This is a genomic window from Kitasatospora griseola, from assembly GCF_014648555.1.
GTDB lineage: Bacteria > Actinomycetota > Actinomycetes > Streptomycetales > Streptomycetaceae > Kitasatospora > Kitasatospora griseola.
On record NZ_BMRI01000013.1, the window covers coordinates 21,065 to 33,978 of the forward strand.

At 72.9% G+C, this 12,914-nt stretch carries 14 protein-coding genes and 1 pseudogene; 5 read left to right on the forward strand and 10 right to left on the reverse strand.

Annotated elements, in window-relative coordinates; translation table 11 throughout:
- Nucleotides 1–279: iron chelate uptake ABC transporter family permease subunit (locus IEZ12_RS38645; protein WP_229847654.1), on the reverse strand; the 279-nt coding region annotated here is incomplete at its 3' end.
- Nucleotides 276–1,328 carry a heme/hemin ABC transporter substrate-binding protein gene (locus IEZ12_RS18185; protein ID WP_189272932.1) on the reverse strand — a complete coding sequence of 351 codons (1,053 nt, stop codon included), beginning with the start codon at nt 1,326–1,328 and terminating at the stop codon, nt 276–278. The genes IEZ12_RS38645 and IEZ12_RS18185, both read right to left, overlap by 4 nt.
- A 194-nt stretch (nt 1,329–1,522) precedes the next feature.
- Here IEZ12_RS18185 and IEZ12_RS18190 point away from each other — a divergent pair, with 194 nt between their 5' ends.
- Both IEZ12_RS18190 and IEZ12_RS18195 read left to right on the forward strand, forming a co-directional pair.
- A complete protein-coding gene (locus tag IEZ12_RS18190) occupies nt 1,523–2,968 on the forward strand; it encodes an HtaA domain-containing protein (RefSeq protein WP_189272933.1) in 1,446 nt (481 codons plus the stop codon).
- A gap of 40 nt (nt 2,969–3,008) precedes the next feature.
- Entirely contained in the window at nt 3,009–4,589 is a 1,581-nt protein-coding gene (locus tag IEZ12_RS18195) for an HtaA domain-containing protein (RefSeq protein ID WP_189272934.1), read from the forward strand.
- A gap of 442 nt (nt 4,590–5,031) precedes the next feature.
- Here the strand turns inward: IEZ12_RS18195 and IEZ12_RS18200 are convergent.
- From IEZ12_RS18200 to IEZ12_RS18210, 3 genes and pseudogenes are all read right to left on the reverse strand, one after another.
- Nucleotides 5,032–5,655 (reverse strand): annotated as a pseudogene (locus tag IEZ12_RS18200) (transposase); the annotation flags it as partial.
- Nucleotides 5,656–5,882: 227 nt separating this feature from the next.
- Nucleotides 5,883–6,545: a hypothetical protein gene (locus tag IEZ12_RS18205; RefSeq protein ID WP_189272935.1), complete on the reverse strand. Its 663-nt coding sequence runs from the start codon at nt 6,543–6,545 to the stop codon at nt 5,883–5,885.
- Between the two features lie 14 nt (nt 6,546–6,559).
- Nucleotides 6,560–7,792: a hydroxymethylglutaryl-CoA lyase-like TIM-barrel protein gene (locus tag IEZ12_RS18210; protein ID WP_229847684.1), complete on the reverse strand. Its 1,233-nt coding sequence runs from the start codon at nt 7,790–7,792 to the stop codon at nt 6,560–6,562.
- Between the two features lie 377 nt (nt 7,793–8,169).
- Between IEZ12_RS18210 and IEZ12_RS18215 the strand changes: the two genes are divergently transcribed.
- From IEZ12_RS18215 to IEZ12_RS40605, 3 genes are all read left to right on the forward strand, one after another.
- On the forward strand, nt 8,170–9,036 hold the full coding sequence (locus IEZ12_RS18215; protein WP_229847655.1) for a hypothetical protein: 867 nt from the start codon (nt 8,170–8,172) through the stop codon (nt 9,034–9,036).
- A 131-nt stretch (nt 9,037–9,167) separates the two neighbouring features.
- A complete protein-coding gene (locus IEZ12_RS18220) occupies nt 9,168–9,716 on the forward strand; it encodes a hypothetical protein (RefSeq protein WP_189272937.1) in 549 nt (182 codons plus the stop codon).
- Nucleotides 9,717–10,187: 471 nt separating this feature from the next.
- Complete coding sequence (locus tag IEZ12_RS40605) at nt 10,188–10,427, forward strand: AMP-binding enzyme (RefSeq protein ID WP_373295495.1); 240 nt, start codon at nt 10,188–10,190, stop codon at nt 10,425–10,427.
- A 629-nt stretch (nt 10,428–11,056) separates the two neighbouring features.
- Here the strand turns inward: IEZ12_RS40605 and IEZ12_RS18230 are convergent.
- The 5 genes from IEZ12_RS18230 to IEZ12_RS38655 form a co-directional block, all read right to left on the reverse strand.
- Nucleotides 11,057–11,233, reverse strand: coding sequence for a hypothetical protein (locus tag IEZ12_RS18230; protein ID WP_189272938.1), 177 nt, complete (start codon nt 11,231–11,233; stop codon nt 11,057–11,059).
- A gap of 130 nt (nt 11,234–11,363) precedes the next feature.
- Nucleotides 11,364–11,762, reverse strand: coding sequence for a DUF2267 domain-containing protein (locus IEZ12_RS18235; protein WP_189272939.1), 399 nt, complete (start codon nt 11,760–11,762; stop codon nt 11,364–11,366).
- 59 nt (nt 11,763–11,821) lie between these two features.
- The gene (locus tag IEZ12_RS18240; protein WP_189272940.1) at nt 11,822–12,226 is read right to left on the reverse strand and encodes a DUF2267 domain-containing protein; all 405 of its coding nucleotides are present in this window, start codon (nt 12,224–12,226) and stop codon (nt 11,822–11,824) included.
- A 45-nt stretch (nt 12,227–12,271) separates the two neighbouring features.
- Nucleotides 12,272–12,688 carry an STAS domain-containing protein gene (locus IEZ12_RS18245; protein WP_308431048.1) on the reverse strand — a complete coding sequence of 139 codons (417 nt, stop codon included), beginning with the start codon at nt 12,686–12,688 and terminating at the stop codon, nt 12,272–12,274.
- Between the two features lie 12 nt (nt 12,689–12,700).
- Nucleotides 12,701–12,914, reverse strand: a 214-nt coding sequence (locus IEZ12_RS38655; RefSeq protein ID WP_229847658.1) for an Hsp20/alpha crystallin family protein, incomplete at its 5' end; no start/stop codon positions are given.

Genomic DNA, 12,914 nt, shown 5'->3' on the forward strand with positions numbered 1-12,914 from the left:
GAGCGCCGCGCCGACCAGCAGGGCGAGCACCACCCGGGGCAGCCGGACGTTCCACAGCACCGACTCGGGGACCCGGTCCAGCGGGTGGCCGCCGAGCTGGGCGCGGTGGGCGAGCGAGGCGAGGATGTCGCCGAGCGGGATCCGGTACGCGCCGGTGCCGGCGGCGAGCAGCGCGCAGGCCAGCAGGGCGACCGAGAGGGCGGCCAGCAGCAGCGGCCGTCGGTCGCGAACCGCCTTGGCCGGGGCGGTGGTCGGCGCTTCTTCGAGAGTCGTGGTCACTTGGCGTCCCGGTGCAGTTGGGTGGCGATCTCGTGCAGCACCTGCGGGGTGCGCGGCCCGTAGGACAGCAGCCGTCCGTCGTCCACGGCGATGATCCGGCGGTCGAGTCCGGCGGGGGTCTGGGCGACGCCGGGGAGGGCGAGCAGCCCGTCGACGCCGCCGACCGACTCCAGGCCCTTGCTCATCACCAGGATCGCGTCGGGCGCGGCCTTGACCAGGGCTTCGCTGGTGAGCGGGGTGAAGTCGCCGCTCAACTTCGCGGCGGCGCCGGCGTCCTCGCCGCCGGCGGCCTCGATCAGCGAGGGCGCACCGGAGTCCGGGCCGCCCAGCAGGAACACCGAGGCGCTGCCGCGCAGGTAGAGGAACGCCACCTTGGGCCGGGCCCCGGCAGCCGGCGGAAGCTGCGCCTGCACCTCGGAGATCTGCCGCGCCGTACGGGACTTGAGCTCCTCACCGGCCTCGGGGACGCCGAGCGCGGCGGCGACCCGGTCGATCCGGGCACCGACATCGTCGAGCTTCTTCGCGTCGTCCAGCACGATCAGCGGGACGCCGGCGGCCCGGATCTGCTCGACCGCCTCGGCCGGGCCGGTGCTGCGGTCGGCGAGCACGACGGTCGGGCGCAGCGAGAGCACACCCTCGGCGGAGACCTCGTGCGCCTGGGTGATCACCGGTAGCTGCGCGGCCTGTTCGAACGTGGTGGACACGTCCCGGGCCACCGCGTGGCGGCCGAGCCCGAGGCTGAAGACCAGTTCGGAGAGGCTGCCGTTCAGCGGGATGATCCGCTCGACGCTGTCGACCGTCACCTGCCGGCCGTCGGCGGACGGCACGGTGACGGGCAGTCGGGGCGTCGGCGTGCCCGGCAGCGGGTCGATCCGGTCCGGGCTCGCGGCACCGGCCGTCGCCGGCGCGGCGGCGGGCTCGCCGGTGGCGCAGGCGCTCGCGCCGAGCAGCAGCGCGAGGACACCGAGGGCGGTTCCGGCACGGGCGCGCAGGCGGCTGCGGGGAGTGCGTGGGCTGCGGGGGCTGCGTGGACGGCGTGGGCGGCTCAACCTCGGGCCTTTCTGAGTGCGTTGACGTCCCGTCGAGGCCGACCCGGAGGGGTCGTGAGCGGAACGCTTGACTCATATATTAGGTTAGCCTTACCTGACTCCGGCAAGGGGGGTTGCTCCCACGGGATGCCCCCGCACCCCCTCCGACCTGCCCTCTTACCATCCCCGACCCTCTCCCCGAGGAGTGATTCGCCATGCCCGTCTCCGGACGGCCCCCCGCTCCCGCCCGCCGCCCGGCCGGCCCGCTCCGCGCCGCCCGCGCGGTGCCGCTGGCCCTGCTGCTGATGCTGTTCCTCCTCCCCGGGCGGGCCGCCGCAGCCGACCCGGCGGTCTCCGGCGGACGGCTGGACTGGGCAGTCAAGGCGAGCTTCCTCAACTACGTCACCGGACCGGTGGCGAACGGCAAATGGGCCCTGAGCGGCGGCGCGTCCACGGTCGGCGGCTCGGTGTTCCGCTTCCACTCCGCCACCGGCAGCTACGACCCGACGACGGGCCGGCTGTCCGCGGCCTTCCAGGGCGGCGTCCGCTTCACCGGCCACCAGGAGAACGGCGGCAACGCGCTGGACCTGAGCATCTCCCGACTCACCGTCAAGGCGGACGCCGACGGCGGCGCCGCACTGTACGCCGACGTCAGCTCCAAGTCCCGCCAGACCGGGCAGACTTCGGCCGCCTCGCAGGCCCGACTGGCCGACCTCTCGCTCAAGGGCGTCTCGCTGAAGGGCGCGGCCGGCACCGTCACGCTCAGCCAGGTGCCCGCCACCCTGACCTCCGCCGGGGCAACCGCTTTCGGCGGCTTCTACCCCGCCGGGACGGCGCTCGACCCGCTGACCTTCTCCGTCACCCTCAAGTCCGCCCCGACACCCACGCCCTCCGCCACCCCGTCGACCGCTCCGTCCACCGACCCGAGCGTCGCCGCCCCCGCCGCCTTCACCAACGGCGCGCTCGACTGGGGCGTCCGCCGGACCTTCCGCGACTACGTCACCGGCTCAATCGCCCAAGGGAGTTGGCAGCCGACCGACGGTGCGGCCGACGGCGGGGCGTTCTTCCGCTGGACGCCCGGCCGCGGCACCTGGGACGCGGCCACCGGCACCCTGGAGGCCTCGTTCACCGGCGCCGTCCACTTCACCGGCCTGCGCCAGGGCGACGTCCTCGGCCTCGACCTGACCTTCGCCAACCCGCGCCTGTCCGTGACGGGCGGCCAGGGCCGCCTGCTCGCCGACGTGAACGGCCGCACGCCCGACGGCTCCACCCGCACCTCCACCGCCACCGAGCTCGCCACCTTCCCCGCGAACGCGCTCAGGACCGAGAACGGCCTGCTCACCGCCACCGACCTTCCGCTGACCCTGACCGGCTCCGGCGCCCAGGCGTTCGGCTCGCTCTACCCCGCCGGTACCGAGCTCGACCCGCTGACCTTCGCCGTCGCCCTCGACCCTGCGGCCGCCCTCCCCCCGCTCCCCGACCTCGGCAGCCCCGCCCCCACGCCGCAGCCCCACCAGGTCGCCGCCGCCCCCGCCGCCGCGACCGCTTCGACCGGCGGCGGCCCGTCCGCCACCACGGTCACCGTCCTCGTCCTCGCCGTCCTCGCGGCCGCCGCCACCGCCGCCACGCTCGCCGTCCGGCACCGCCGACGCCGCCCCTGACCACCTGCCTCCCACCCCATCACCCTGGAGCCCATCACCCATGTCCCGCACCACCACGGCCCACCGCAACCGCACCCGCCTGGCCGCCCTCGCCGCCCTCACCACCGGCCTCGGCCTGACCGCCTTCGGCCTCCCCAGCCTCGCCTTCGGCGCCGGGGCCCCCACCTCCGTCACCTACGACACGGGCTCGCTCGACTGGGGCGTCAAGGCGAGCTTCCGCAACTACGTCACCGGACCGGCCGGCGGCGGCAGCGTCGAACTGACCGGCGGCGCGACCCACAACACGGACGGCTCGTACCACTTCAACCTGGCGTCCGCCGGCTACGACCTGACGACCCACTCGCTGAACGCGGCCTTCGACGGCGGGGTCCGCTTCCTCGCCCACGGCGGCGCGCTCGATGTGGCCCTCAGCGACCTCCGGATCACCACCAGCGGCACCACCGGCACCCTCACCGCCGACACCGCCTCCAAGGAGACCGTCGGCGCCCCCGCCCCGACGCTCCGTCAGGACGTCCCCCTGGCCACCTTCACCGTCGCCCGCGACACCACCACCGGCACCGCCACCCCGGCCAAGCTCACCGCCGAGGGCGCCAAGGCCTTCGCCGGCTTCTACCAGGCCGGCGCCGAGCTGGACCCGCTGTCCCTCGTCCTGAAGCAGTCCCCCACGTCCCCCTCTCCGACCCCGACTCCGACCCCCACCCAGACCCCGACCACCGAGCCTTCGACCGAACCCACCACCACTCCGACCACCGAACCCACCACCACCCCGACCACTGAACCGTCCACCACTCCCACCACCAACCCGTCGTCCTCCCCGTCGTCCTCCCCGTCCACCTCCCCGTCCACCCCGGCGACCAAGGAGCTGGCGGTCGTGGACGGCCGTCTGGAGTGGGGCGTCAAGGAGGGCTTCCGCAGCTACGTGACCGGGCCGATCGCGGCGGGCCGGGTGCAGTTCGACGGCGGCGCGAGCGACTACCGCTTCGGGTCGGCCACCGGCAGCTACCGCACCGACAACCACGCGCTGACGGCCGACTTCGCGGGCTCGGTCCGCTTCCTCGGCCACCAGTCCGCCGACGGCCACTACGAGTTGGACACCCGCCTCTCCCGCCTGGGCCTCCGGGTGGACGCCTCGGGCGCCTACCTGGTCGCCGACGTGGCCGCCGCCACCCGGGGCGGCGCACCGGTCTCCCTCAGCGGGGTGCGCCTCGCCGAACTGGACCTCTCCAAGGCCGACTTCAAGCCCGTCGACGGTGTGGTGACGCTCCGCCAGGTGCCGGCCAAGCTCACCACCGACGGCGTCCCGGCGTTCGGCACCTACCGGGCGGGCGAGGCGCTCGACGCCCTCACGGTCACCCTCTCCTTCGACCGCGGCGCCGCCCTCCCCGACCCGACCACGGCCCCGACCACCGCTCCGACCTCGGGCACCTCGACGGGCGGCTCCACCGGTACGTCCACCGGTGGCGGCAGTGGCGCCACCCTCACCACCACCGGCACCCCGGGCGGCGAACTCGCCTTCACCGGCGGCGGCAGCGGCTCGGTCCCGCTGCTCGCCACCGCCGCCGGCCTGGTCCTGCTGGGCGGCGCCACCACCGTCCTGGTCCGCCGCCGCAACACCGACTGACCGACCCGCCGACGGGCCCGGGCGGAATTCAACTCCCGCCCGGGCCCGTCCCGTTGGGCCTGCTGCAGAACGACCACGCAGTCACCGAACACGTCGAACTCGTTGCCGCCCTTCTCGGAAGCCCGGTCCAGCAGCTCTCGCGAGAGGGGCAGACCCGCCGACGGGATCTCCAGCGAACCGGGCTTCTTCGCATGGACCGGCACGCTCGGGCGCCGTCCGCCAGTTCACCGGATCGAGCGGGGCCGTCCAGTACTGCAACGGTGCTTATGGTGACGGGGCTTCAGTTCTGGGCTGGGGCCTCGTCGTCTGTGGTGGCTGGTGCGGGCTTGGTGTTGGCGTCGGCGGCGCCAGTGGGACCAGTGCAGGACATGCGCGGTGCTGCGGCGGACGGGCCTGGTGAGATGTGTGATCAGGCGGCGGATCTCGGGGACGGTCAGCGATATCAGGTCTGATGTTCGACCTGGTCCAGCCCCCTTTCAAACTGCCCGGCCCGCAGGACGGCGAGGTAGGCGTGGGCGGCCATGGCGAGGGTGATGTGCCGGTACCACCCCTGGTGGCGTCAGATTTGGTAGTCGTCCAGGCCGCACTGGCCCTTGGCGGTCTGGAAACACTTCTCTACGGCCCAGCGGGCGCCCACGACGGCGATGTAGTAGGCGATCTTCGTGGGATCGGTGATGTTGCGGCGGGTCAGGACCCAGTGCCTTCGGTCGGGTCGGTGCCGGGGCCGGACCTCGACGCGGGCCCAGTCGTGGAGCCGCAGGCCGTGGGTGCCCTCGCAGCAGAACCGGCGCTTCCACTTCTGCCGGGGCAGATCGGCCATCAGGTCGTGGAGCGGGTGGTGCAGGGCCCGTCGGGTGACGACGGTGTCGTGTCGGGTGGTGGCCACGACGTAGAAGACATCGGCCTGTTCCAACCGGCCGGCGGTGCCGGAGTACTGCCGCTGGACGCCGGCCGACCGAACACCCTTCTTCAGGAACCCGGTGTCGTCCACGATCAGCACGCCGCCCGGATCCGCCAGGTACTCGACCACGTACTCGGGCACGTCATCGAGCACCCCGTCCGCGTCTGCTCCAGAGCCGCAGGCGTGTTCGTCGCGGGGACCGTGATGCTGTTGACCGGCCCTGCCCCGCACGACCAGCTGCCGGACCAGGACAGCACGTTGCCAAAGACGCTCGCGGAGACAATCTCCACCCCGGCGCCCGCCACTTCCGCTGCGGACGCAGCGGCTCCCATCACCGCCACCAGGGCCAACGCGCCTACCGGGCGCGGACGGCTGTCAACACACGTTCGTGCTCAGCTGTCTGTCGTCTTGCGGAGACGTTCCAGATAACGGTTCGGGTCACTGCCGTGGGCCTGGTCCTGGGCTCCGGAGCGGATGTGGGCCAGGTCTCCGTCGGGGGTGATGCGCAGCATGGTGGTGGCGGCGTGGGGGGTGTCGGTGTGGCGCAGGGTGTCGGCGTCGGTGACGGGGGTGCCGGGGCCGAACATGGCGGCTGCCTGGGGGGCGGTGGCGGCCGGGGGTTGTCCGGTGCGGTTGGCGCTGCTGACGTACAGGCGTGGGAAGCGGTCGAGCAGCGGGGTGAGGGGTTGCCAGCGGGCGCCGAAGAGGAGGAGGTGTCCGTCGCGCAGGGCGGGGGTGGTCCAGGCCGGTGGCGGGGTGTCGGTGCGTGCGGGCACGAGGAGGGTGACCATCTGGTCGCGGAGCAGGGTGGTCGCGGCGTGCAGGGCGGTCGGTGTCAGGTCCAGATGGGTGGTGAGGTCGGTCCAGGTGGTGTCCTGGTGGACCCACAAGGCGACTTCCTGGCCGGTGGGGCGGCCTTTGGCGTTGTTGACGGCTTGGGGGTTGGTGGCGGTGACGATGTAGGTGAGGGGGCTGGGGTTGGGCAGGACGGCGGCCCGTCCGGCGGTCAGGGCGTGGGCGGCGGCGCTGGTGTCGAGCGGGGCGGTGGCCGGCATGGGGGCGGGTCCGTTCAGGATCGGGGTGTGGTGGCGGTGAGGCCGTCGAGGTAGGCGGCGAAGTCGGCGTCGGCGATGACGGCGTGGTTCTGGTGGTAGGCGCGGTCCTTGACCCAGGCCAGGGCGGTGCGGGTCTGGGCCGGGTCGAGTCGGTGGCCGAGTCGCTCGGCGACCGCGCACAGCACGCGCCGGCTGGCGAGATGGGTGAGGACCACGGTCGGAGCCAGTCCGAGGTGCTGCTGGGGGTCGTAGGGCTGGAAGGTCTGCGGGTGGGTGAAGGGGGTTCCGGTGGAGATGGTGGCGACGCCGGTGCCCACGATGGGGGTGGTGACGGTGAGCGGCACTCCGGTCTCGGCGGACACCATTCGCGCGATCGTCGGAAGCCGGGTCAGGTCCGGCTGCGTCCACCACGGTTCGCAGCCGGGCCCCAGGACCTGTTCGGCCTTGGCCCGGTCGTGGGCGAGCAGGAAGAGCAGCTGCTCGGTGGCGACCATGCCGCTGCGCTCGGCCATGCCCAGCCACGAGCACGCCGCCACTCGTACCCCGCTCTCCAAGGCGGCCAGGGTGTTGGCCAGGCCCAGACCCAGGTCGTTGTGCAGGTGCGAGACCAGGACCGCCTCCGGCCCCGCGCCGGCTGCGACCCGCTGGAACAGGTCCCGGGTCCGGCTGGGCAGCAGGTCGCCGACCGTGTCGGCCAGCACGATCGTCCCCGCGCCCTGGGCCGTCATCGCCCCGGCATACTCGGCCACCAGGGCGCGGTCTGCGCGGGGCGCGTCCACCAGGCACACGTCCACCGCCACACCGTCCGCCAGATCCACCGCTTCCTTCACCACGTCCAGACCCTGGCGCAGGGCCTGACGGGCGTCGCTGTGCACCAGGGCCCGGGCGGTCGCCTCGGAAGCGGCCACGATCACCATGACCCGCGCGTGCACCGCGCCCCGCACCGCACCGAGTGCCAGCCGTACATCGGCCACCGTGCCTCGGCAGATCGCGGACGGACTGACCGAACCCTGGGCCTCCAGGGCGACTTGGCGCGTCGCCTCGAACTCCTGCCCGCACACGGAGGGGAAGCCGGCCGCGAACACCACGTGCCGGGGCCCGTCCGTCCCGAACACCGCCCCCTGCTCCCGCGCCAGCCGGACCCGGAAGTCGGCGCTCATCAGGGTCTTGGCCTGCGCACCGTCCCGCGCCGACTCCTCAAAGAACACGATCCGCCCGGCCCCGGCCGACTCCCGCACCACGTCCACTGACGACAACGCCCCAACCCCTGTCCTGGCACGGCACTCGCGCACCGCGATGTGTCGAGACCGACTCGGACGGATCGTAGACCCCATCCAGGCCGCCGACGTCGACACGGCAGCCCCAGCCCCGGTGCACGTGGGTCCCGCCGCCGCGGGCTTCTTACGGGCAACCTCCCGATCTGTCAAGGGTGATGGCGATCTGACGCATCGTCATGGAAAGATCCGTTGCGAGCCTGCCGCACCCCTGGGCCGGCACCACGATCACGACCAGGGCGGTTCGTCTCGCCCTTCATCACTTTCCGGGATGTCCGGCCGGGGCCGGGCTTCCTACGGCCTGCAATGGTGTCGGGCCTCGATCCCCGCTGCGAAGAGAGGAGTACCTGGTGGCCAGTTCGCCCCGGAGCACGATCGGCCGATCGGCCCCCCTCTCCGATCCGGAAGGCGTCGGGGCCGCAGTCGAGGTCCTTGCCGCGGGCGGCGTGGTGGCCCACGGGTTCGCGAACATGTACGCCCTCACCGCGCGCCCGGACGGCGCAACTGTCGGCCGGATGAACCTCATGAAGGGCCGGCCGGCCGACCAGGTGGGCAGCATCACGACGACGCCCTCCCGGATCCCGTCGGTCTTCGACTGGTCTATGCTCCCCTCCGATCTGACGCACTGTAAGGTGCTCGACCTCATCGACGCCCTCTACGCGCTCGGGCCGTTCGGCTTCCGCGGTCCGGCGGCAGCCCAGGTCCCTGACCACCTCACCCACACCGACGCAGGGGTCCGCACGACGCAGGTCATCGCTCCCGGATACGCCTGCCCCTCCAACGCCTTCCTCGCCAAGGCGCTCGCCGCCACCGGGGAGGACTTCCTCTACGTCACCTCCGCCAACCGCTCCCGGAAGCTGACCGGCGCCCCGGAGGAGCCGGCGCACTGGCGCGCCGATGCGCTCAAGGCCGATTTCGACGGCGAGCCGGGCATCACTTTCCTGGAACATGCGGACGAGGACGCCGCGCGGCGCGGCTACCCGTGCCATGCCCCGATGTCCACCACGGTCCTGGCGTTCCACAAGACCGACGGAAGGGATGACGACGGCCGCGTGCGGCTGGTCGTCGAACGGCACGGCTCACTGCCCGTCGAACTCCTCGCTCCGGCTGTGGCCGCCCTCGGTTATGGCCTCAGCCTGTCGCCGGGCGCGGTCCGCAGGCTGTCGCAGCGGTCCTACAGCGATGACCTGCGCATCGGCGGCGGACACCCCGGATGAGCTGACACCGAGGCACTTCGCCCCGTGCCGCTGGTTGCGGTGAGCACGGGGCTGCCGTCCGCCGGGGCCGTCCGGTCGCATTCTCGGCAACTGGACTGCGCCAGGCGGGAGGTGGCGATCGGTCACCGGCAGTGTCGCTGCCCGCGATCCCCGACGGCAGCGGACCGCCGACCTGCTCGCCCGATCTCGCGCGGCAGTGGCCGGCCTTCGTGTTCGGCCTGTCGGCTGACGCCGGGTGCCCTGTCCTCCGTGCGGCGATCTTCACTTCCGCAGTCGACTGGATCTTGATGAATGGTTTCGGTACGGCGGCAGGCGGCGCGCTCGCGTCACCTGCCGCCCGGTCGCGAGTCGGTGGGCCCGTCGGGTTCGAGCTGCTCAGAGCGGCGATCGACCGCTTCCTTCCCGCCCCGGCGTGGTCTGCCTCGTACGACACCGACGTGGACGCGGCGGCCGACTGGTTGTGTACCGACCCCGCCTTCCTGGTGCGGCTCGCCGAGGAGCACGGGCTGCCGCACGTGAGCGACCCGGTGCGCGGGCCGCTGTTCGAACGGGCCGACCTGGCGAACTCGCGCTGCTGTCGGGCAGTGAGCGCACCACGCTGGAACGGGCGCTGCGCTTCCAGTTGGGCTTCAGCTCGGGGCCGGCCTCCGGGTGGCTGGAGTCGCGGGAGTGGCTGGTGACCCTGGGCCTGGGCGACGCGGAGGCGGGCCACTACCGGCTGCGGACACCGGACTTCGACGCACCCGGGATCACCGCACTCGACAGCACCGGACCGACGGACGCGCCGGCGCGGGGTGCGGAGTTCACCGACCGGGGCTACCAGGTCGCGGAACGCATCACCGGCGCCGAGGACCAGGTCCGCGACGAGCGGGCCCGGGCCGTGCACGCGGAGATGCTGGCCGACCTGTACGCGCGCAGAGTCGTCTACCAGCGCGTCCCCGAACCGCTGCGCAGCGAGCACCAGCGGGCGTGGGAGGCGGGGATGACCGACTGCATCGTGGTCAGCAACCGGCGACCTCGCCTGCCACGACGAGACCGGTCTCCTGTGGATCGTCAACCGCCGCACCGACCTCATCCTGCGCGGCGGACAGAACGTCTACCCCGCCGAGATAGAACACGTCCTACGCGGCATCGGCTGGGTCACCGAAGCCATCGTCCCAGCCCCCGACCCCACCACCGGCCAGACCCCGGTCGCGTTCGTCCAACCCGCCCACCTGGACGACTTCGACGAGCACCAGCTCGTCACCGCCTGCATCACCCAACTCGCCGGCTACAAACGCCCCACCCGCTTCATCCCCCTCCAAGAACTCCCCCGCAGCACCATCGGAAAGCTCCTCCACGGCCCCCTGCAGGAACAGGCCGAAGCACTCACCCACTCCACCGACACCTGACCCCACCCGCGCCGTCGGCGCCGGGACGGCCGCACCCGGCCGCCCCGGTCCTCCAGTGCGCCCGCACCCGGACTATCGGCTCCACCACACTCCCCGTATTGCCGGCAGAGCAGGACACTGCGGTAGCGCGCGAGTTCGTCGCTCCCCGACGGCGATGTCGGGCGGCCGCACTGTGTCGGTTCCGCCTGGCGTCGGGTGACTGCCGTGCCCGTGGGTCCAGAGGGTGATGGCGGGGTGGGAGCGGGCAGTCGGCGCTGCACGGACCCCACCCCTGATCCTCACTCGGTCTCGGAATCGGTAGCGGGGCTTGAACCCGGTCCCCGTGATGACAACGGCTCCGCTGCGGCCGGCGGCACCGGAGGCTCCGGACCGGCTGCAGGAGCCGTAGGCGCCCTGCCCGCCGTCTTGGCAGCCGCTATCTCCGGCGCTGGTGCCGTTGGGGTCGTAGCAGCCGCCGCTGCCGCCCGCGCCGCCGTCGCCACCTGCGATCGGCGCGGAGCGCACCCGGGGCCCATGGGCCAAGCGGCGTTGGTCTGGGTGTGCAGGTGCTGTCGGCGGAGCGTCGTCACCTCATCGAGGTGTTCACCGGGCTGCGCCCAGGACCGCGGCGTGGCCGCCCCGTCGAAGAACTACCAGCAGTCCGCGTACCTGCAGATCCTCATCGACGCCCACACCCGCTGGTCCCGGCCGCTCTGGCCGTGCAGGTGCAGGGCCTGGGCGGTGCCGCTGGCGGTCGCGGCGGTGATCCGCGGCAGCGGCGCGCAGACACCCGTGTTTTCGGAGCGTGTGCCGTTCCGGGGGGACATGAGGGCTCCCTTCCGCCCGGGGAATGCCTGTTCGCAAGCCGGCCCCGACCCGGTGGCCTCGGCCAATGGCGGCGGTCGCCGAATCGAAGGCCCGGCTTGGAATCGATCCCGGCAGGTCGGACCCGCTGTGTCAAGCGACGACGGCCAGGTCCGCGCGGCCGAACAGCAGAGCGTAGCCGCGGGGGAGGTGGGCGAGGAGGCGGTCGGTGAGGTTTTCGTCGGTGAGGGTGGTGAGGGCGGTCAGGACGGAGGAGGCGTCCCAACGGGCGGCGGTGAGGCTGGTGCCCAGAGTGTGGGCGAGGCTTTCGACGAAGGCCGGGGCGGTGACGGGGCGGGGTAGGGGGATCTGGGCGGCGAGGACGGCGCGGGCCCGCTCGGGCAGGACTGCGGCGAGAGCGCAGCGTTCGTCGCCGGTGAGCTGGGAGCCCAGGAGGGCCAGGACGGCGGTGAGGACGCGTTCGGCTTTCTCGTCGCCGGGGTAGCGGCCGAGGTTGCGGACCTGCTGGAGAAGGTGGCGGTAGCGGGTCATGACCGTGGGCCTTCCAGGGGTTGGCCGCCGGCGGACCGGCGGCGGGGTGAGGGGGGTGGTCAGGGTCGTGTCCCTGCGGCGGGGCGGCCGAACAGCAGGTCGTAGCCGGGTGGCAGCTGGAGCAGGATGCGCTCGGTGAGGTCGTCGCCGGCGGCGTCGGCCACCGTGGACAGGACGGCGCCGATGTCCCACGGGGCCGTGGCTTCGGTGGCTCCCTCGATCCAGGCCGCGGTCGCGCGCACGAACCGTTCCTGGCTGAGCGGCTCGGCGGCCTGCAAGGGGTTGAGCAGGATCAGGGCCATGGTCTCCGGCAGGCGGGCGGCCAGTTCCGCGCGCGCGTCGCCGACCAGGTGGGCGCCGAGCAGGGCCAGGACGGCCCGGGCGGCCCGCTCGGCCTCCTGCTGGGTGTCGTACTCACCGCGCCCCCGGACCTCTTCCAGGAACGCCTCCCATCGAAGAGTCACCGCGGTTCTCCCTCCGTTCCAAGGTCCGGCGCGACCGTGCCCCGGTCAGGGCTCGACGGCCAAGCGCCGCTGCAGACCGGTGAGTTCGAGCAGCCGGACGACGCAGCCGCTGGTTCCGCGCAGGACCAGGCGCCTGCCGCTGCGGTCGGCCTGGTTGCGGGCCCGGACGACGGCGCCCAGGCCCGCGCAGTCCATGAACGTCACCTCCGAAAGATCGAGCACCACCTCCCGGTGCGCGTCGAGCGCGGCGGCCAGGGCGCGGCGCAGCGCGGGGGCGGTGTCGAGGTCGATCTCGCCGTTCACCCGCACGATGAAGGGTTGGTTGCGCCGGCCGTTCATGGCGTTGCCGCGTCGCTGTGGGCAGGCCGGTCCGGGCGGAAACGGCCGGCCGTTGGGAGTCGGGGGTGTTCCGGCCGCCCTTTCGATCGAGGGGGGAGAGATCAGGGGCGGCCGGAACGGCATCGGGGAAAGAGTTCAGGCCTGGATCTGCTTGCGGTCGCCGCTGTGGCTGATCGCGACCTTGCGGGGCTTGGCCTTCTCCGCGACCGGGATCTTCAGAGTCAGCACACCGGCGTCGTAGTCGGCGGTGATCCCGGCGGGGTCGAGGGTGTCGGAGAGCATGACCTGGCGGGAGAACACTCCGAGCGGACGCTCGGACAGCTCCCACTTCACGTCCTCACCCTCGTGA